Origin of the sequence: Streptomyces collinus Tu 365, from assembly GCF_000444875.1 — a bacterium.
In the GTDB taxonomy this organism is placed as follows: Bacteria; Actinomycetota; Actinomycetes; order Streptomycetales; family Streptomycetaceae; genus Streptomyces; species Streptomyces collinus_A.
Window position 1 is genome coordinate 25280 of sequence record NC_021985.1, and the last position, 17411, is coordinate 42690.

Sequence of the window (17411 nt, forward strand, 5' to 3'; positions counted from 1 at the left end):
GGCGTCCTCGCAGTTCGGTGTGGATGCGGGCCGCGTCCTGAAGGAGGCGAGCCCAGTCAGGAAGATCGGTGGGGAGGCCGGCTCGTCGGCGGTGTGGGGTGGTAAGGGTGAGCCGGGCCAGTCAGTTCCGTAGCCGGTCAAGGCACGGATGGCGACGACTGCGGCATGTACGGGGTGGGCGACGCGGGTGTGGATTCGCTGGGCCACGGTTTCGAAGTGTGCGCTGGAGGTGTCGGCGCGCGTGAACGCCGACAACACGATGGCTGGTGGGTGGCTGTCGATCGAAGGAAGCCGGGTGGGAGTGCCGCGGGCGCCGGAGGTGATTTCGTCGGGGCTCCCGGCAGGGCGCCGGGGGCGTGGGGGTAGCTCGTACCAGGGCTCGTTGGGAGGGCATGGAAACGGTGCGCGCTGCCACCAGGGGTAGTCGGCCGGAGTTTGCGGTGTGGCGGCTGGGTCTGCGTTCAGGTGCTGGCGGGTGTCTTCGATGCTGTCGATCTGGTGGTGGGCGACAGTGTTGAGGATGGTGGACAGGGCATCTGACGGTGGGCCACTGACGACGAGCGTGAGACGGATGCGGGTGCGTTCGCGCAGGGCCATGAGGTGCTCGAGGTGGCGGCCGGTGATGCGGTGGGCTCGGCAGATGACGTAGTGGCTGATGTTGAGGGCTTCGGTCCATGCGGCCGCTACGCGCCAGGACTCGTCGGCGTTGCCAGTCCACCAGGGCGGGTCGATGTCTGGGGGTGGCAGGTGCTTGCCGAGCGCGCGGATGAGGTCGTGGGCGAGGTAGGCGGGTGCGGTGGCCAGGGGTGTGGGGTGGACGGCGATGCGGCCGAGCTTGGGTTGGTGGGCTGCGAGCGCGGTGGTGGTGTAGGCGGGCTGGTCGTGGGTGTCGGTGATCAGGGTGATGGGCGGCAGACCGGGGTCGGTGTGGTCTGGGGACCACGCGGGGGTCCACTTGTGGAAGGTCTCGTCCGGTGCGGTGCTGGAAGGCGTTGAGGTCATGTGGTGTGGGCCAGACGGGGGTCCAGGCGGCGCAGGAGAGTGGCCGGGTCGGGCGGGTGGTCGGGGTGGCGACGCTGGTGGGCTTGGAGCTGGTGGGTGAGGGCGGCCCAGCGCCGCATGTTGCCGTGCGCCCACATGTCGTCCAGACGGCCGAGGGTCTGGATCGGGGTGTTGTGCCACAGCGGGTGGAAGGCGGGCAGGACGGTGAGGACTTCGTCCGCGCCGAGGGGTTCCATGTGGTGCCAGGTGGTGACGCGGCTGAGCAGGGTGGGCTGTGAGCGCAGGGCTCTGAGGCGGGGTCGGCTGGCGAGCAGCAGGATGGTGATCTGGGGGGGCGGGGTCGTCGTGGAGGTAGCGCAGGAATTCGATGCAGGAGGCGGACATCTGGTGGGCTTCGTCGACGGCGAGGAGGCGGGGCGTGTGTGCCAGGGCGTGGCGCAGGTAGTCGTCGCAGATTCCGGCGTCGTGGGGCGGGTCGCCAGGCAGGTTGAGGGCGTGGTGGAGGTTGTGGCGCAAGTCGTCGGGGCGTGCCTGGGGGCGCTGCAGCAGCCGTAGCGTGGGCAGGGTGGGGCGCTGCTCGCATAGGACGTGCAGGGTGAAGGTCTTGCCGACACCGGGGTCGGCGGTCAGGCAGATGATGCTCTGGTGATGCAGTGCGTCGTCGAGGGCGTCGCCGGCGGCCCGCACGGCCTGGGTGGTGACGGTGCGGGCGCCGGGCAGGCTCAGGTAGTGGGGTGGTGGGGCGCTGACGGGGCTGGTCATCCGGCGTCCTGCTGGGGGCGGCGGGAGCGGCGGCGGTGGGGCAGGGCGCGGCGGATGGCCCAGCGGGCGATGGTTTCGTCGACCTTTTCGAGGCCGCGGCGCTTCATTCCTTCAAGGACGTGGTAGGTGATCTTGGACCAGACGCGGAAGGTTCCGTCGGCGCCTTCTTCGTAGACGTAGTCGATGAGTTCGGGTGAGGCATCGGCCCAGACGGGGTGGAAGAGGGGGATGTTGCGCTGGACCTCGTCGGCTTCCATCGGGGCGAATTCCTGCAGATGTAGATGCGGGAGGCGAGGGCGGGTTCGCTGTAGATGTAGATGCGGGAGGCGAGGGCGGGTTCGCTGTAGAGGGTCTTGTAGGCCTCTTCGCCGCCGACGAAGAGGACAGCGGGGCGGTTCTTGCCTTTACCGGTGTCCCACAGGTGGCGGACGAACTCGAAGCATTCGCGGCTGAACTGCTGGGCTTCGTCGCAGACAAGGACGTAGGGCTTGCGGGTCAGGGTTCGCTTGAGCAGGCGGTCGAACTCGCTGGGGTGGGACGGGGGTTCGCCTTCGAGGCGGAGTTCGGTGAACAGTTCCTGGCGGATGTCACGGGGGGGGTGGGGCGGGAGCGGAACTGCAAGAGTAGGACGCGTTCGGCGGAGATTTCCTTGAGGGCGGTCAGGACGGAGAAGGTTTTGCCGAGGCCGGCGTCGCCGTAGATGCAGGACATGGCCCGGGCTTCGATGGTGTCGGCGATGTTCTCGCTGGCTTCGAGGAGGGCTTCGGTCGCGACGATGCGGGCGTCGGCAAGGTTGAGGTAAAAGTCGGGCTCGCCGACGACGTCGTCCTGGTCGGGGCGGGGTGTCGTCTGCGTGGTGTCGGTGCCGGTCACGTGGGTGTCCTTCAAGGTTGTCGGGGCGGTGTGGGTGCTGTCGGATGCGGGGTGGGCGGGCTGGGCGTGCGCTGCGGCCGGTGGCCGACCGGTGTCGTGGTCGTCGAGGTCGTCGGTGTGGGCATCCTCGAGGCGGATGCGGACGGTGCGGCGGGGGTGGGTGGTCGTACTGGCGGCCGTTCGGGAGCTGGGCTCGCCGGTGCTCGTCCTGGCCGCAGGCGGTGGGGGGCCCGGGGCGGGTCGGGGGCGGTGCGCGGGGTGGTCACGTGTCTTCCTCAGTGGGGGTGGGTGTGTCGGGGACGGCCCAGCCGCCGGGCGGGGTGATGCGGCGGGGCATGTAGTCGGAGGGCAGATCGTCAGCGGTCCGGCCCGAGCTCCAGGGGCGCAGTTCCTGGGCGGCCTCTTTGCGGGTCATCGCGGTGTCGGCCTGGGCCGGTCCGGTGGTGGTGTGCGCCTTGAAGCGGCGGCGGCGCAGGGCTTCGGCCCGGCGCAGGTCGCGGCGCACACGACGGGAGCGTTCGGCGCGAGCCTGGTAAACCTGCTCGATCTGCTCGTCGGTGGCCTGGTCGGCCAGGTAGGCGGTGCCCAGGTGCCGACGGTTGTCGGCCTCGAAGATCTCGATCTGTTCGAGGTGGTGGGGCTGGAAGCGGATGTGGACGCGGGTGCCGGAGCGGCCGGTCATCCAGCCGGCCATGTAGTCGCGCCCCTTGAACCGGATGCCGTGGCCGTTGATGACGCGGGTGGAGCGGTCGCCTTCCAGGAGGAAGGCGTGAAGGTCCTCGGCGCTGACTTCGCGCAGCGGGGTGTTCTCGCTGTTCCACCACTGCAGCGGGGTCAGGTCGCCGTAGCCGGCCATGGTGTGGTCGGCGTTGCGGGTCTTGACCCACTGCGCGAAGAGCTCAACGAACCTCCCTGGCGTGCCGCACCGCAGCAGTCATCTCGTACCCGGGCGTCGTGGGCACCTCAGCACCGCAGTACGCGCACACAAACTGCGACATCACGCTCCAGGGCCAGTGGGGGCCCGGCCCGCCTTGAGGTAGGCACATTCGACGAGTCTGACGGGCTGGAGAGTGGACCGGGACCGCTTCGTTCTGCATAGACGCGGTCCTGCCGTGCCTGGTGTCTTCGGACCGGGTCTGGCCGTGTCAGTCCTCCCCGGGCGAATGCTGAGGGCTGGGTCCGGGCGGGGTGCCACTGGGCTGCGGTGTGCTGGCAGATTGGGCGGGCAAGGAAGCGCCCGGGGAGGCGGCAGGCGCGGCGTTCACCACGAGGTAGGCGGCGTTCAGGAAATCTTCGAGGTGGTCCTGCATGCGCCGGACGGACTCTTGCCAGTCTCTGAGGGTCTCAGAAGGCCTATTCTGCTGCGCGGCGCGAATACGCTCGTCGGAGTAGTTGATGTATTCGTTCATGATCAGGCAGAGGTCCCGGGCATGGGCGGCTACGTCGCGCGGTCCTGCGAGACGCACCACTTGTGCCTGCTGGAAGGCCGCTTCGTACAGGGTGTGCATCTGCTTCTGGGTAGCGAGCAGGCGGTTGAGCTCGCTGGGCTGCAGCCCGCCGACGGTGGGGAAGGTGCCACTGAGCACGCGGCCCAGCACAGCGACGGTGTCTCGCAATCTCTCGGCTGCCGTGACGAAGTCGACGTAGGTCTTCTGCCGCGCTTCCAGACGCCACTGCTCGCGTTCGGCATGCCGCTGTTCGACTTCGCGCTGCCGCTGGGCGTTGATGTCCAGGTCGCTGCGCTCTGCCTGGGCTTGCAACGCGGCAAGAGTGTCGCGCTGTTGGGCCTGGAGCTGCTCACTGTGCTGTCTCAGTTGTGCCTGCAGTTGAGCGGTGTGCTGCTCGCGCTGAGCGTCGAGCTGCTTGTCGAGCATGGCTTCCTGCCGCTCCAACTGCAGCTTGAGCTGTTTGCGGCTGGCCCGGTTGTTCAGTACCGCGACAACAGACGAGACGATACCGGCACCGAGAGCTCCGATGCCTGCTCCTAGCACCGTTCCCCACCACGGAGCGGTCGTGGTAGGCACGGCGCTGCCTGCCGCGAGGATGGCATGGTGCGTATGGATGGCGAGCATGCGGGCCAGTTTGCCTCAACTGCGCAGCCGGCGTGGTCGATCCGGCCTGGCATGGGGCTTGTCCCAAGGCATGGGAACAACATCCCTTGTTTGATCTTGAAGAGATCTGTCCGCCGGATTCTGTCCAGCCGCAGTCCACTTTTTCGACAGATCCGCCCCACCCGGGTGTTACCGCGCTCTACGCTTCCTCGCAGCAGGCGACCGCGCCTGCACCCGGGGGGGTGTACATGTCATCTGAGTCGACGCAACCTGACGTGGTAAGTCTTTCAGCAGCCGTTGCGGGAGTGCGCCAGGCGCTCGCGAAAGCCCTCTCAGATGCCGGGGATCAGCACATCCGCTTCGGGCTGTCCTGCCTCGATCTGGAGTTTCACGTCGAAGTCTCACCCGGTGCGACCGAGAACGACCCGGCGGAGCTGCGCGTTATCCAGCCCGCCGGTGATCCGGCCACGGGACACCGCATCAAACTGTCCCTGCGGCCGGTGAACGTGCTCAACGGGACGCCCGATGACGTGTTCATCGGCGAATTCACTCATGATTCTGCATGAGGCAGGACAACCGGGAGGAACATCCGGTCCCGGACCGTGTGGTGGAGACGGTCATGGAGCTCGGGGACGGGCGTCGGCAGTGGGGAACGGGCTACGTCATCGCTGACCGGGCTGTGCTGACCGCACGACATCTGGTCGTCGACGCCGGAGGTGCCCCCGTCCGCGTCACCGTGCGCGGCATGTCCTCGTCCGAAGCACTGCCGGCGACCGTGGTGTGGACTCCTGCCGACCCGACGGTCGATGTCGCACTCCTGGAGCTTGCAGCGCCCTCGGCGCGGCTGAGGAACGTGCGCTGGGGACGCATCGACGGCGGCCGCCGCGAGGTGGCCGGACTGGGATTTCCCAGTCGCCAGGGACGAACCCCGGACGGTGTCCGCCACTCCGACCACCTGTGGGGATGGGTGACCCTGCAGCCCCGACGTCATGTCCTCAGCGTTGATGTGGGCGGGCCGACCCGGCGGGCCCCCGACATGCGTGACAGCCCGGAACGAGTCCAGCGGTGGCAGGCTTCGCAGTGGAGCGGGGCCTCGGGAACTGCTCTGTTCAGCGGTCCCTACTTGGTCGGTGTGCTCTCCAGCGATGCCGACCCCGATACGTACGACGGCACAAGGCTCCACGCCGTGCCGGTCTCGGCTTGGTGGGACGATCCTGAGTTCGTCCGGGAGCGCCGGCGGCTTGGGCTTGACCCGCACTGTTACCCCGTGCCGGATCCGGCCGCCAACACAAGCGCTGCGGCATCCCCGCTGGCGCGTACTGCGGCGGAGGAAGACCTGCGCCTGGCCATAGCGCAACAGATCGGCGCGTTCACCTCGGGGTGGCACGGCGTGAGCGAGGAGGCGGACCAGGCCCTCGATGTGCACTGCAGCGCCGTGGGCGGCGAGGAGTACGCACGCAACGCCCAGGCCATCCCTATCACCCACGACTCCATCCACACGTACTACCTGGCACTCTCACCAGGCCGGATGATCATCACCGGACCGAGCGGATCGGGCAAGACGATCCTGGCCCTGCGGTTGATGCGGCAGCTCCTCGACATGCCCGGCCAGCCGGTGCCTGTCTACTTCAACCTTGCCGCCTGGCGAGTGCCCTCTCCTGACATCCGGCGCATGCCGCCCGATGCCAGGCCGAGGGCGCTGGCCGAATGCTTCGAGGGCTGGCTCGTTGACCAGCTCCTCGAAAATGATCTCGTGGTGACGTGGAAAGACGCCCGCAGGCTCGTCGCCGGGCGCAGGATTCTGCCCGTCCTGGACGGCATGGACCAGCTCCTGCCCGATACCGCTTCCACCGAGCCCGCCTCCTCCGGTTCCGTCCTCGATGACCTGGTCTGTGCCCTGGATAGTTACCGTGATATCCACGGCGGGTCACGCGGCGCTCTTGTCGTGGCTACTCGCGCCCGCAAAGATTTCGAGGCAGAGCCCTGTGACATCCCTCTACCGGAGGGTTCCGTCGTGCAAGTGGAACGCCTGACCTGGCGGCAGATCCAAGAGCACTTGGAGTCGGCCCGGGGACCGCGCGATCAGGAGACCAACACGCCGGTCGACTGGGGGCCGGTGCTTGAGGACATCGGCGCACACGGAGACCAGTCGGTCGCCGCCCGGCGCCTGGACACCCCATGGAAACTGACACTGGCTGAGTGGGCCGCAGCGTCCCGCCACGTCACGCCGGATGATCTGATCAAGCACGAGACGTCCGACGTGGAAGTCGAGGAGAAACTGCTGGCATCGTTCGTTCCCTCGGTGCACGGATATCACAGCGTTCACACGAGCGGCACCAGCGGAAAGAGCCCTCAGCAGGCCATGAGTTGGCTCACCGTGCTTGCACAGCACCTGGAGCAATACCGGGGCACGGTCCACGGCGTGCCGCTGTCCGGCCGCGAAGTGGTCCTGGCCCGGATCTGGCCCGTCGCGGGAACGTGGCGGGTGCGGATAGCGCACCTGTTCGTGCACACCGTGCCCCTCGTCTTTTTCAGCCTTGCCTGCATGATCGCCGCGGTCTGCGGCCCCGGTCACGCGTCGGACTTCTTCACCGGCCGCTGGCCGTCGCTGACGGGCGCCACCGCGACGCGCTTCTGGGTGGCTCTGGGCCTGTCAGGCGCGCTGCTCGCGGCCGGCGCCTACTTCGCACTGCGCTACTGGCCATGGATGCCTCCCACCCACTGGCCTCTGCTCGCCTTCGCTCAGCGCCGCACCCAGGGACTGCGTAGCCGCCGCGGCCCGCGCCGGATCGTGTCCGGCCTCGAGATCGGAAGCGCCATCGGCCTGGGGGTCGGCATGGCCGTCATGCTGGCCTTCGGATGGGCGCCCGGCATAGCCGCAGGAGCCGTCGTGGCCGCCCTGTTCGGCTGGTTCATGGAGGCGAAAGTGGGACTCGACCGCACTCTGAGCGGGAACTTCAACCCGAAGTTCTTCTGGGTGCTGGACACGCTCGGGGCCGCCATCTTCGCGGGCCTGGGAGCCTTGCTGTTCCCGCTGCTCCTGGACTACTCGTGGACCACCGGGCTGGCCTTCGGCGGCTGCTTCGGCTTTGTCCTCGGCTTCGGCTTCTTCCTTGTGCCCTGGCTACGCTACATCACAGCCATGACGCTGGCCCGCAACGAACTGCCCTGGCGGCTCGCCGCCTTCCTGGACTGGGCCAGGAAGGCGGGGCTGATGACCATCAGCGGTGTCGGGTTCCAGTTCCGCCACCAAGAACTTCAGGAGTGGATCGTCCGGAAAGGCCCTCCCTCCGCCTCGGTCTGATGCGAGAGCCGAGAGCCCAGGCCCACGTGGATACGTTGCCCGTCGGCCCCGGGCGCAGACGACCCTCCAGAACCAGCCCGCCGCCGAGGCCCTTGGAGCCCACCCTGCACACGGGCCGGAAGAATCGTGAGCGATCCAGAGGCCTAGCGATCCTTGGGCGGATGGGCAAGTTGGATGGCAGCGGACATAGAACGGGTGGGGTGCGGGAGCTGCACTCGCGTACTGCGTCGTTCACCGCACCTGCAACAGGCCCAGGGCACGGAGCTTCGTCGTCTTGGCGATCACCTGTCGAGCCGGAGTTCGCTTGGCTCGTAGCGGAGTTGGAAGGTCTGGGCATGCTCCCCGTGCATCCAGTACAGGGTCATGGTCGACAGCATGCTGCGTTTGACGTACCGGGTTCGTGAGGGCATGCCTTCGTCTTGCGCGACGATCCACTTTTCGATCCGCTCCGGCAGTGAGAACCGCAGCGCATATGCTTCGGGGTGCTCCGCGGAGCGCAGTTCCCAGACGGGATGTGACGCGGGCTGATGGATGCGGCGCGGGCGTACGGTGTGTGTGGGGTGGTCTCTGGCGTAGTCCACGAACGAGTAGAGATCGTCTGAGGCAAGTCCCAGGACGAACGGCGCTGCGGGAAAGGCCAGGACCAGGCCGAGTTGGCTCCGGCTGTGCAGGGCCTGGGCCAGGTAGTCGAGTGGGCCACGGATCGCGTCGGCCAGTTCCGCCTCACCTGGGTTCATGTCCAGCAGTGGGACGCGGAGATAGGCCCGCATGTCGCTTATCTTCGGGCGCTGGGCTGCCGGTGTTGCCTCGAGGACTGCGTGGACGGTGTCGGCTGTGTTCTTGACGAGATCCCGCAGTACGGCGAAGTCCGGTGTGGAGAGGTCGATCAGGGATATCTGGTGGGCCAGCGCGTAATCCTGTGCCACTGGGCTGAAGCCGGACGTGGAGAAGATCGCATAGTTGTAGCGGTATCGCGTCCGTGGCCGGCCGGCCCCAGGAGCGGTGAGCGTGGTGGTCTCGGCCTCGTTCACGTCGTGGATCACGCCGTGGCCGTTACGCACGGTGGGCAGCTGAACTGGTGTTGTGGTCAGGTACTTCGCCTCGACGAACAGGCGGACCGGCAGGGAAAACGGCGGGACGTAGCGGAACTGGCCGAGCGCGTCGACCTGGTGCCAGGCTCCGCGTCCGCGGACCAGCAGACCGTTCTTGTCCTCCTTCAGGACCTTCGGCTCCGTGTCCAAATCGTCGGCGGCGGTGAGGACCTCGAAGCCGCTGGAGCGCAGGAGCCAAGCCAACACCTCCTCCAGGAGGTAGCCGCGCAGGGGTCCTTTGCCGATCAGTTTGTCTGCCACTCGTGCGATCCTATGCACCACCCTGATCATGGTGCGAGAGCGCCGTCGGGGCGCCTGATGACGGACACGGCGAAGGCCTGGTGGCGACGCCGCCGGACCTGGATGAAGGAAACATCTCGGCGAGCGGGGCTCATCGTCACTGTGCGTTGGTCTCAAGCCGTGGCATCGGCAGGAAGCCACATCGCCCGCTCACGTCACCCCCTCCGGGAGCCTCGTCCCGGTTCCTGGACGCTTCATCAGTGTCGGGAAGGACCTGACGTCGTCGCAGACGTGGGCGAGCGGCGGGCTGTCGTCGCAGGCCCACGCGGGGGCGTAGCGGGTGAGGCTGCCACAATGTACGACGCCTTTCGCCGTGGGCACTCGCGCTGTGGGTGCCCACGCGACCGAACGGGCCGGGCCTAGGGGCAGCTTCCTGCCCTCATTCACGTCGGGACCTCGACGACGGTGGCGTTCTTCAGCAGACGTCGCGCGGCTTTCGCGATCATTGCGACGGGTTGTGCGACGTCCGTGAAGTCGAACCACTCACCGCCCAGCGCTCTTGTTGCGAAGTGATCGTGCAGACGGCTCTCCAGAAGGCCACCCCCGGTTGAGGTCCACCGCACGGTTAGCGGTGATCCGGATCCGGACTGCAGCGATTTCAGACGTCCGGGCACGTCTTTGGACACACCGATCTTGACTATCTTCGGTTCGGCCTCAGATGAGACGAGGTACACGGACCGGGTGTCGTACTGAGGTGTCCTGGCCGGGGCCTTGGGCACCGGTGTAGATCTGAGCTGGCGCAGCGCCTCGTCCTCGCGCCGGTCTTCTTCGTCTGCCTCCTCGACCTCGTCCACGACGGCTTCGAGCATGTCGCGCACCGCGCCGGCACTGGCAGCGCCGCCCTCGACCAGCGCGAGCAGTTCGATGACAGTGTTGATGTCGATGTCTAGGCGCCGGAAGGGAGGACGGGGCGGACGCGGGGACGAGGTCAGGGTCACGGAGATGCCGGGTAAGTCGTGGCCGGCGATGTGGAGGTCGGTGGTGAAGGCGGTGATATTCACGGTGCGGGTTCCTGTCTGGCGTAGGGCTCCGGTGCTGCCGGTGGCGTCCGCTTGACCCGCCGGGGCGTTGCGCCCGTCAGGAGAGGGCGCCGCTTCGCCCAGTGCCCTCGCCGACTGCATCTGTTGCGACTGTCTGTGGGCAGCAGACGGGCACTGACTCGCCGGGTCGGGAGCAGCGCGGGACCAGAAGCCGTGGCCGGTTCCGTGAGCATCGCGATTAACGCGAGAGGCCGGCACGGACGGTGAGGTAGTAGGTGTACTGGTCGGGCGTCAGGCGTTGGCCGGACCATCCGTGGCAGAAGGAGCATCTGGGGCCGTTCCATTCCCAGAAACTGGTCAGGTCGAGGAGTTCGGCCAGGGTCATGCGTTCGGTGTCCGGGGTGAGGGGGCGGGCGTGCTGGCAGTCCCCGCCCATGGCGTGGGAGCGGCCCCGGTAACGGCCGTTGAGATTGGAGCCGTAGACCCACAGTCCGGCTAGTGGCCCAAGTGCGGCGGGGTTTTCCCGGAAGGGATGCACGTTGAAGAGGCGGCCGGGAAAGGTGAGCGCGTCGGTCCAGGCGTCGCGCAGGCCCAAGTGCACGTGCTTGACCTGGACGGCCAGTTGGCGCAGGTCGGTGTCGTGGGTGGCCTGTGCAGCGACGGCCAGGGCGGCGGCGCGGTCGTCGGGGCTCCAGCCAGAGAATTCGCACTTCCGCTGGAGGTCGGACAGGCTCGCGGCGGCCGCCAGTCCGTCGCCGGGCTCCGCCTCTGCCTCCGGGGCGGGCGCGGGCGCGGGCGCGGGCGGCTGATGGGTAGCGGCCGGCACGGGAGTCGCTGGCGAGGCGGGCGGGGTCACGGCCAGCTCAGGGAGAGGGGGCCGGCCCTCGAGGTGGGCCCGGTAGGCGGCGGACAGATCCTCCAGGTCCTTACGGCGCGCACGGTGGAGGTCGATGGGCTCCTGCAGGCTGGTGTCGAGCAGCTGCACTCCGCCGTGGAAGGCGTGGAAGCCGATCGACTCCCACAGGGCGGCGATTTTTGCCTTCGCGGTAGCACGGTAGGCGTCACTTACCTCGTCCCGGTTTTCGGGCCATTCGGCCATGCCGGGCTCAGCCGTGGCCGCGCAGCAGCCACCGGACAGGCGGCGGATGGCCTCGGCGGCGAATACCGGGCCCAGGCCGAAGCCCCGCCAGGGACGGTTCAGGAACACCCGGTCCAGGATGAGCAGATCCCCCACCGGACAGTCGATGGTCTCCTGGAAGGCATCGGAATACTCGCCGTCGTGAAGGACGGCGGAGGCGATGCTCTCCAAGTCTCCCGACTGGGCGTCAGCGACCATCCAGCGGTCCACACCGGTGTAGTCGCGCAGCCGCCACAGACGCAGCCAGCCGACTTCGCTGCCGTCGTGGATGAGCTGCTGGCAGGCCTCGGTGCAACCGGCAGCGCATTCCTCCTCCTCATCGTGGTAGGCGCGGATGGAGACACGCCAGTGCTCGAGGGTGTCCTCGTCCTCGTAGGGCACGGCGGGGTGCCCGTGGCTGTAGACCAACCGCAACTGGGCCGGGTCGCCGGGAAGTTCACTAGCCGGTCGGCGCGCAAGTCTCATGAGGGTGGAGGCTAGCCGTCGCTACTGACAGTTGGTCCGGCGTCGAGCCTCGGCCGACGGTCGGTGAGGATGTTAATTGCACTCCGGACATCGGGCGCGAGCCGACATGTCGGAGCGGGATGGGCAGTTGCCACTGCTTCCGCTGGGCGGTTCGGTAGCGAGGGGCTTCAGTCATCCGCTGAACTCTTCTCCGAAACAGCGCTCAAGCGGCAGCGCCACGATGGCATCCCAGCCAGGCCTGGTGGGACGCAATGTGTAGTCTCTCGCGCAAGCGCGCTGCCGGTGCCGGACCTTCATCACCGCAGCGTCTCCGCGTCTGTAAGCAGCAGAAATGCCAACGCCGGAAGCTTGGGCTGCATGTCGGCACCGGCGGCCCCTTCCAGGGGACAACTGAGTTACCGGCGAAGATACGGGCTTCTGCGAGGGTCACGAGCGTGTGCTGCGGGTCCTCCTCCGGTGACTGGGGCTCGCCACGAGGGCAGCCGTGGCCCTGTCACATAACGTCGCTGGAGGCCGTGAGTGACGGTTGCAGCCTTGGTAGCGATCTGTAGATACCGGGCAATTGCATCGTGACATCAATTCCGTCGAACCGGGTGCTTTTTCGACCTTTCGGCCTAAGATCATGGACGTGTTGGGCGGGAGCCAACGCAGGGTGCGGGAGGCAGCGTGTGGTCGGATAACGAGACGGATCTGGACCTGCTCGGGTTTGACTTCCTCGTTGACGAGATGGTCGTTGCTCTGACACAGCAGCGGCTCCTGCCTCTGACGCTGGGGGTGCTCGGTGGTTGGGGTTCAGGCAAGAGCAGCCTGCTGAGGATCGTCTCGAAGGAACTGTCGACCATTTCATCCGACGAGGCTGGACATTTCGTCGTGGTCCCGTTCAGCCCTTGGCAGTACGAAGGCTATGAGGACATCAAGGGCGCGCTGATGGAGACAGTGCTGACGCGCCTGCAGCAAGAAGCCGATGAGGGTAGCGCCGAGGCTGTGGAGGCGGGCCGGCTCAGACGAGTGGCCCGGAGCCTGCGGCGGCCGGTACAGATGCTGGTCGGAGCGGCACTGCCCGCCGGCGCGGCCATGGCTGCCGGCGCGCTCGATCCCGGTTTGGCTGACGTGGCCTCCGCCATCGCCCAGAGCGCTGTCGGGGGGACGTACCCGGACCAGGAGCCTGTCGAGGAGAGCGCGGAGGAGAACCGCACTCCCGCGGACCCGGGGGCGTTTCGGCAGGAGTTCGCCAGCTTGGTGGGTTCGTTGGAGCAGGTTCGGGCGGTGATCGTGTTGATCGATGACCTGGACCGGTGCCTGCCACATACGGTCGTTGACACCTTTGAGGCGATCCGTCTCTTCCTCAACGTGGAGAAAAGCGCGTTCGTGATCGCTGCCCACCCCGAGGTCGTGCAGGCCGCCATCGACCGACGCTACCCGGGCCTCGGCCGCCCCGGAACGTCTGGTCTGGGCGCGGAGTATCTGGAGAAGATGCTCCAGGTCAAGATCAGCATTCCGGTGTTGTCCGCGCCCGAAGCCGAGACGTACATGCATTTGCTGCTGGCGCAACTGCACCTTGAGCGGCAGCAGTTCGAGACGGTGTGCGAAGCAGTTGACCTGCGCAGGCGCGAAAGCGCCCTTGGGGTTGCTCTGAATGCGGGCATCGCATCTGCCGCGCTCGGCGCTGGCATGCCGACGCGGTTGTACGAGGACATGACGTGGGCGGCGGCGATCTCCCCGGTGCTCGGCAGTACGTTGCGTGGCAATCCTCGACAGATCAAGCGGTTTCTGAACACGCTGACCCTACGCCTGGCGAGCGCCGAACGCCGGGGCACGAGGCTGGACGCGGCGGTCCTGGCCAAGCTCATGGTGTTGGAAGAGCAGTACTTGACCGACTTCCAGAATCTGTTCGACTGGCAGGTCCAGGCACTGGGATCGGGCGGGAACGGACATCTCCAAGCCGCCGAACGGCACGCACGCGGTGCGGCGACGGCCGTTCAGAGAGGATCGGGCCATAGCCAGACTCCCGAGGAGCCACGCGCCTCCTCGGACGGACGTCCCCCAAGGCGAGGGCGGGCTCGCGAGGAGAACTCCACCACGGGCGAGCTGAACGAGGAGGTTCGCGCCTGGGCGGAGATGCCGCATATCGACGCCTGGCTTCGGATGGATCCCGCCCTGGCCACAGTGGATCTCGGCCCGTACTTCACGTTCGCGCGGGCCAAATTGAGGCTAGCGGCCACCACGGCGCTTCTGCCCGCGCATGTCCAGGAACTGCTCGGCCTGCTCCAGTCCGACGTCGTCGGCCGGCGCCGGGCCGCGGTGCGACAGGTGCAGCAGACCGTGGCGGCTGAGGATCTGCCGACACTCGTGGAGCACCTTATGCAGGTGGTTCAGCGTGATCCGGCGGGACCGGCCACGGACAGCGCAGCGGAGCTGTGTCACGAGATCCCCGCGATCGCTCGTGACGTCTGCGAGCGGCTCAGACTCGTCCCTTTGGAGCTCCTGCGCCCGAAGCTCTCGACCCTGGTGCGACGGCTGCCCCCCACCGACCCCTCCGTGACGGCTCTGCTGGACGGCTGGGAGTCCACAGGTACCCCGGCAGGCGCGTTCGTGCGCCAGGCTCGCGACGTGCGCCGGCGGCAGGGGCGTAGCTGAAGTGGGTACTTCCACCGACCGCACCAGTGGCTCCGGCGGGGCGTGGACGCCTCTCAAGCACGCGGCGACCGCATACGCCCGCGACGTCAGCCGTGGTTCCGCTCCCCGCAGCCGGGCTGCCGCCGTCCTTGCCCGCCACGTTCCGGTCCTGGGTGGCGCTGCGGCCGCCGCCGCGGGCGCGGCGGCCGGGCGCAGCACGGCCCAGCGGCTGGGCGGCCTGCTGTCCGGGGTGGCCGCCGACGGGCTGGACGAGGCGCTGCGTCAGGCGTCGCTGGGCGACCTGGTCGGGCGGGACCGGTTCGAGATCGTCGATGAGCTGGTGACGCAACTGGCTGGTGCTGGGGGCGACCTGGACGGGCAGGCGGCCCGGGACGCGGTCTGCGACGTTCTGGAGGAACTGTTTGGCGAGGCGGACACCTGGGAGGAGCTCGAAAGCGAGGCAGCCGACCGCAACGATGTGGAGCGGCTGCTCGAACTGTTCCTGACGCACTACATCTACAACCGGGTGCCGGTGGTGGCCGAACGGCTCGGCACCATCGCCGACCCCGAGGCTGCACGCCGCGCTGACGGGCAGATGCGCCAGATCATCGAGGACTGCGTGGCCATCCAGATGCCTGCGCAGCCGTTGAGCTTGGACTGGTCGGGCCCAGACGGCCGTGCTCTTGTTGAGAGTGCCGTGGAACTGGCCTACCAGGCGTTGGAGGGGCTGGCATGACACAGTTCACGGTGCGTACCGAAGAGTTCGACGATCCCGCGCCGCCCGAAGGGATCCTGCTGGACTTCGCCCCGGGCTCGCCTAAGGGCACAGTGCAGGCCGGCCTCGGGCTGTTCCGTTCCTTCCGGCCCACTCGTCAGGCGGCTGACCTAATGATCATGGCGGTCGGCGCCTACATCAGCGACAGAGTGAGCGAACGCAGCCGCACCAACGATGCCTGGACACGTGATCTGTCTCTGGTCTTCCCGGCAGAAGACGCCGGTAGGTGGCCGGTGGAGGCCTCGCAGACAACTCTGCGCTTCCTGACCGGCGACCGGTGGACTCTGCATCCCCGCTCTCAGCGATCCGCACCTCTGCCGCACGGTTCGGACAGTGGCCAGGGGCGGGTCGTTGCGGACGGTGTGTGCCTGTTCTCGGGAGGCCTGGACTCCCTGTGTGGGGTCATCGACTTGCTGGAGGAGGACCCTGAGCGGCGCCTATGTCTCCTGTCGCACTACGAGGGCGGCCAGACTCCACGCGCTCAGGCCCGTCTGTTGCGGCATCTACGCGGTCACTACGGCTCACGGGTGGTCTCGCTGCGCCTGTTCTTGCGGCCGGCGCCCGCGCATCCGTCCCAGGCCAGACCACTGCCCGACGGCCGTGAGACCACCTCCCGTTCACGCTCACTGATGTTCTTGTCGACCGCCGTGGCGATCGCCTCCTCCATCGGCCCGAACGTCCCGGTCTACCTCCCGGAGAACGGCTACATCGGCATCAACGTGCCCCTCACCCGTGCTCGGGTCGGGAGCTTCAGCACCCGCACTACCCATCCGCACTACTTGGCGCTGCTGGAACAGGTGAAGGAGGCGGTCGGCGTTCACAACCGGCTGGTCAACCCCTACCGGTTGCAGACCAAGGGCGAGATGCTCGTCGGCAGCCGCAATCAGCCGCTTCTGCGGGAACTCGCACCGCAGAGCATCTCCTGCTCCCATCCCGAGGCCGCCCGCTACGCCGAGCGGCCGCAGGGCAACTGCGGCTACTGCTTCCCGTGCCTGATCCGCCGGGCGTCGATGTCCCGGGCGGGCTGGGACGACGCCAGGCACTACGCCTGGGATGCGCTGAACGATCCCGAACTACTGGATCCGGACTCCGGCCGCAGCGCTGACTTGCGTGCTGTTGTGGCTGGCACCCGCCTTGGCCGGCCCACCAGTGACGTCCTGCGCAACGGCCCGCTGCCCCGTGGCGAGCGCACCGCTTACATCGACGTATGGCGGCGCGGCACCGCCGAGATCCGCGCCTGGCTGACCTCGGGCGCGCAGGGGCAGCTCGCACGACTGTTGGAACACGCCTCGTGAACCATCTGCTCGACAGCCATTGCCACGTGACCGGTTACGACGACCCGGTAGCCGTCCTGCGCCAGGCCGCCGAGGCTCGCGTCGACGTCGTGGCCGTCACCGAGGATCCTGGAGAGTACCGGCTGTTGCGAGCCCGGCTGGGTAGACGCCGTGGCGTCCACCCGGCACTGGGCATGCATCCTCTACGTGCCCACAGCTTTACTCCCGCCGACATCGCCCGGTTTCTGCGCATGCTGCCCGAAACCACATGGGTCGGTGAGATTGGGCTCGACTACTCCCCCGCCGGACGCACCACACGACGCGCACAGCTGCGAGTCCTCGAGGCCGTCCTCGCTGATCCCCGAACCCGTAACCTGCCCATGACCGTACACAGCCGCGGCGCCGAGAAGGACACCTTCTCCCGACTCGCCCAGGCTGGAGTCACCGCCGCGATCTTGCACTGGTACACAGGCCCTCTGGCCCTGGTCGACGAGGCCCTGGCCGCAGGACTGTGGTTCTCCGTCAACCCGGCAATGACCACCTCGCAAAAAGGGCGCGCCCTCCTCGAAATTTTGCCGCCCGACCGTGTCCTCCTCGAGACCGATGGCCCGTTCGCCCGTCACAACAGGCACCCCGCTCGACCGGCAGACCTCTCCGACGTCGTCGCCCGCCTCGCCACCCGCTGGGCGCTGACACCCGAACAAGCCACCCGGCACATCCACGGCAACCAGCAGCGTTTCCTCGACACCACCGGACTTCCCCAGTGACCGCAGCGTCAAG

Annotated in this window: 14 protein-coding genes and 2 pseudogenes; 6 read left to right on the forward strand and 10 right to left on the reverse strand. The window is 67.7% G+C overall.

Going from position 1 to position 17411, the window contains the following annotated elements; translation table 11 throughout:
* Positions 1–998: 998 nt before the first annotated feature.
* The 7 genes and pseudogenes from B446_RS39975 to B446_RS00115 all read right to left on the reverse strand — a co-directional run bounded on the left by B446_RS39975 (position 999) and on the right by B446_RS00115 (position 4709).
* The gene (locus B446_RS39975) at positions 999–1238 is read right to left on the reverse strand and encodes a hypothetical protein (protein WP_020937351.1); all 240 of its coding nucleotides are present in this window, start codon (positions 1236–1238) and stop codon (positions 999–1001) included.
* 163 nt (positions 1239–1401) lie between these two features.
* A pseudogene (locus B446_RS41045) lies at positions 1402–1764 on the reverse strand (ATP-binding protein); the annotation flags it as partial.
* Entirely contained in the window at positions 1761–2021 is a 261-nt protein-coding gene (locus B446_RS39985) for a hypothetical protein (protein WP_052352090.1), read from the reverse strand. The pseudogene B446_RS41045 and the gene B446_RS39985, both read right to left, overlap by 4 nt.
* Positions 2022–2170: 149 nt before the next feature.
* A pseudogene (locus B446_RS40885) lies at positions 2171–2338 on the reverse strand (ATP-binding protein); the annotation flags it as partial.
* On the reverse strand, positions 2260–2637 hold the full coding sequence (locus B446_RS40890; protein ID WP_052352091.1) for a hypothetical protein: 378 nt from the start codon (positions 2635–2637) through the stop codon (positions 2260–2262). The gene B446_RS40890 and the pseudogene B446_RS40885, both read right to left, overlap by 79 nt.
* 262 nt (positions 2638–2899) lie before the next feature.
* The gene (locus tag B446_RS00110) at positions 2900–3493 is read right to left on the reverse strand and encodes a Mu transposase C-terminal domain-containing protein (protein WP_020937353.1); all 594 of its coding nucleotides are present in this window, start codon (positions 3491–3493) and stop codon (positions 2900–2902) included.
* Positions 3494–3782: 289 nt separating this feature from the next.
* A complete protein-coding gene (locus B446_RS00115) occupies positions 3783–4709 on the reverse strand; it encodes a hypothetical protein (RefSeq protein WP_020943827.1) in 927 nt (308 codons plus the stop codon).
* A gap of 32 nt (positions 4710–4741) precedes the next feature.
* Between B446_RS00115 and B446_RS38875 the strand changes: the two genes are divergently transcribed.
* Both B446_RS38875 and B446_RS00125 read left to right on the forward strand, forming a co-directional pair.
* Positions 4742–5254 (forward strand): trypco2 family protein, encoded by a 513-nt coding sequence (locus tag B446_RS38875; protein ID WP_148305704.1) that lies wholly within the window; start codon positions 4742–4744, stop codon positions 5252–5254.
* Entirely contained in the window at positions 5251–7992 is a 2742-nt protein-coding gene (locus B446_RS00125; RefSeq protein WP_020937356.1) for a trypsin-like peptidase domain-containing protein, read from the forward strand. Before B446_RS38875 ends, B446_RS00125 begins: the two co-directional genes overlap by 4 nt.
* 281 nt (positions 7993–8273) lie before the next feature.
* Here B446_RS00125 and B446_RS00130 read toward each other — a convergent pair whose 3' ends face one another.
* From B446_RS00130 to B446_RS35925, 3 genes are all read right to left on the reverse strand, one after another.
* Positions 8274–9344 (reverse strand): hypothetical protein, encoded by a 1071-nt coding sequence (locus B446_RS00130; RefSeq protein ID WP_020943826.1) that lies wholly within the window; start codon positions 9342–9344, stop codon positions 8274–8276.
* Between the two features lie 422 nt (positions 9345–9766).
* A complete protein-coding gene (locus B446_RS00135) occupies positions 9767–10384 on the reverse strand; it encodes a GIY-YIG nuclease family protein (protein WP_020937358.1) in 618 nt (205 codons plus the stop codon).
* A 217-nt stretch (positions 10385–10601) separates the two neighbouring features.
* Positions 10602–11966, reverse strand: coding sequence for a hypothetical protein (locus B446_RS35925; protein ID WP_148305705.1), 1365 nt, complete (start codon positions 11964–11966; stop codon positions 10602–10604).
* Positions 11967–12632: 666 nt separating this feature from the next.
* On the opposite strand from B446_RS35925, the gene B446_RS00145 reads away from it, so the two are divergent.
* The 4 genes from B446_RS00145 to B446_RS00160 are packed head-to-tail and all read left to right on the forward strand — an operon-like array spanning position 12633 to position 17398.
* Entirely contained in the window at positions 12633–14603 is a 1971-nt protein-coding gene (locus B446_RS00145; RefSeq protein WP_020937360.1) for a P-loop NTPase fold protein, read from the forward strand.
* 1 nt (position 14604) lies between these two features.
* Complete coding sequence (locus B446_RS00150; protein WP_020937361.1) at positions 14605–15318, forward strand: hypothetical protein; 714 nt, start codon at positions 14605–14607, stop codon at positions 15316–15318.
* Complete coding sequence (gene qatC / locus B446_RS00155; RefSeq protein WP_020937362.1) at positions 15315–16652, forward strand: Qat anti-phage system QueC-like protein QatC; 1338 nt, start codon at positions 15315–15317, stop codon at positions 16650–16652. The genes B446_RS00150 and qatC overlap by 4 nt, the downstream gene beginning before the upstream one ends.
* Positions 16649–17398: a TatD family hydrolase gene (locus B446_RS00160; RefSeq protein ID WP_020937363.1), complete on the forward strand. Its 750-nt coding sequence runs from the start codon at positions 16649–16651 to the stop codon at positions 17396–17398. Before qatC ends, B446_RS00160 begins: the two co-directional genes overlap by 4 nt.
* Positions 17399–17411: the final 13 nt, after the last annotated feature.

Excerpts from the sequence above, each read along its gene's own strand:
- B446_RS39985 (WP_052352090.1), bottom strand. The coding sequence starts at position 2,021 with ATGGAAGCCGACGAGGTCCAGCGCAACATCCCCCTCTTCCACCCCGTC.
- B446_RS39975 (WP_020937351.1), bottom strand. The coding sequence starts at position 1,238 with ATGGAACCCCTCGGCGCGGACGAAGTCCTCACCGTCCTGCCCGCCTTC.
- B446_RS00125 (WP_020937356.1), top strand. The coding sequence starts at position 5,251 with ATGAGGCAGGACAACCGGGAGGAACATCCGGTCCCGGACCGTGTGGTG.
- qatC (WP_020937362.1), top strand. The coding sequence starts at position 15,315 with ATGACACAGTTCACGGTGCGTACCGAAGAGTTCGACGATCCCGCGCCG.
- B446_RS35925 (WP_148305705.1), bottom strand. The coding sequence starts at position 11,966 with ATGAGACTTGCGCGCCGACCGGCTAGTGAACTTCCCGGCGACCCGGCC.
- B446_RS00110 (WP_020937353.1), bottom strand. The coding sequence starts at position 3,493 with ATGGCCGGCTACGGCGACCTGACCCCGCTGCAGTGGTGGAACAGCGAG.
- B446_RS00115 (WP_020943827.1), bottom strand. The coding sequence starts at position 4,709 with ATGCTCGCCATCCATACGCACCATGCCATCCTCGCGGCAGGCAGCGCC.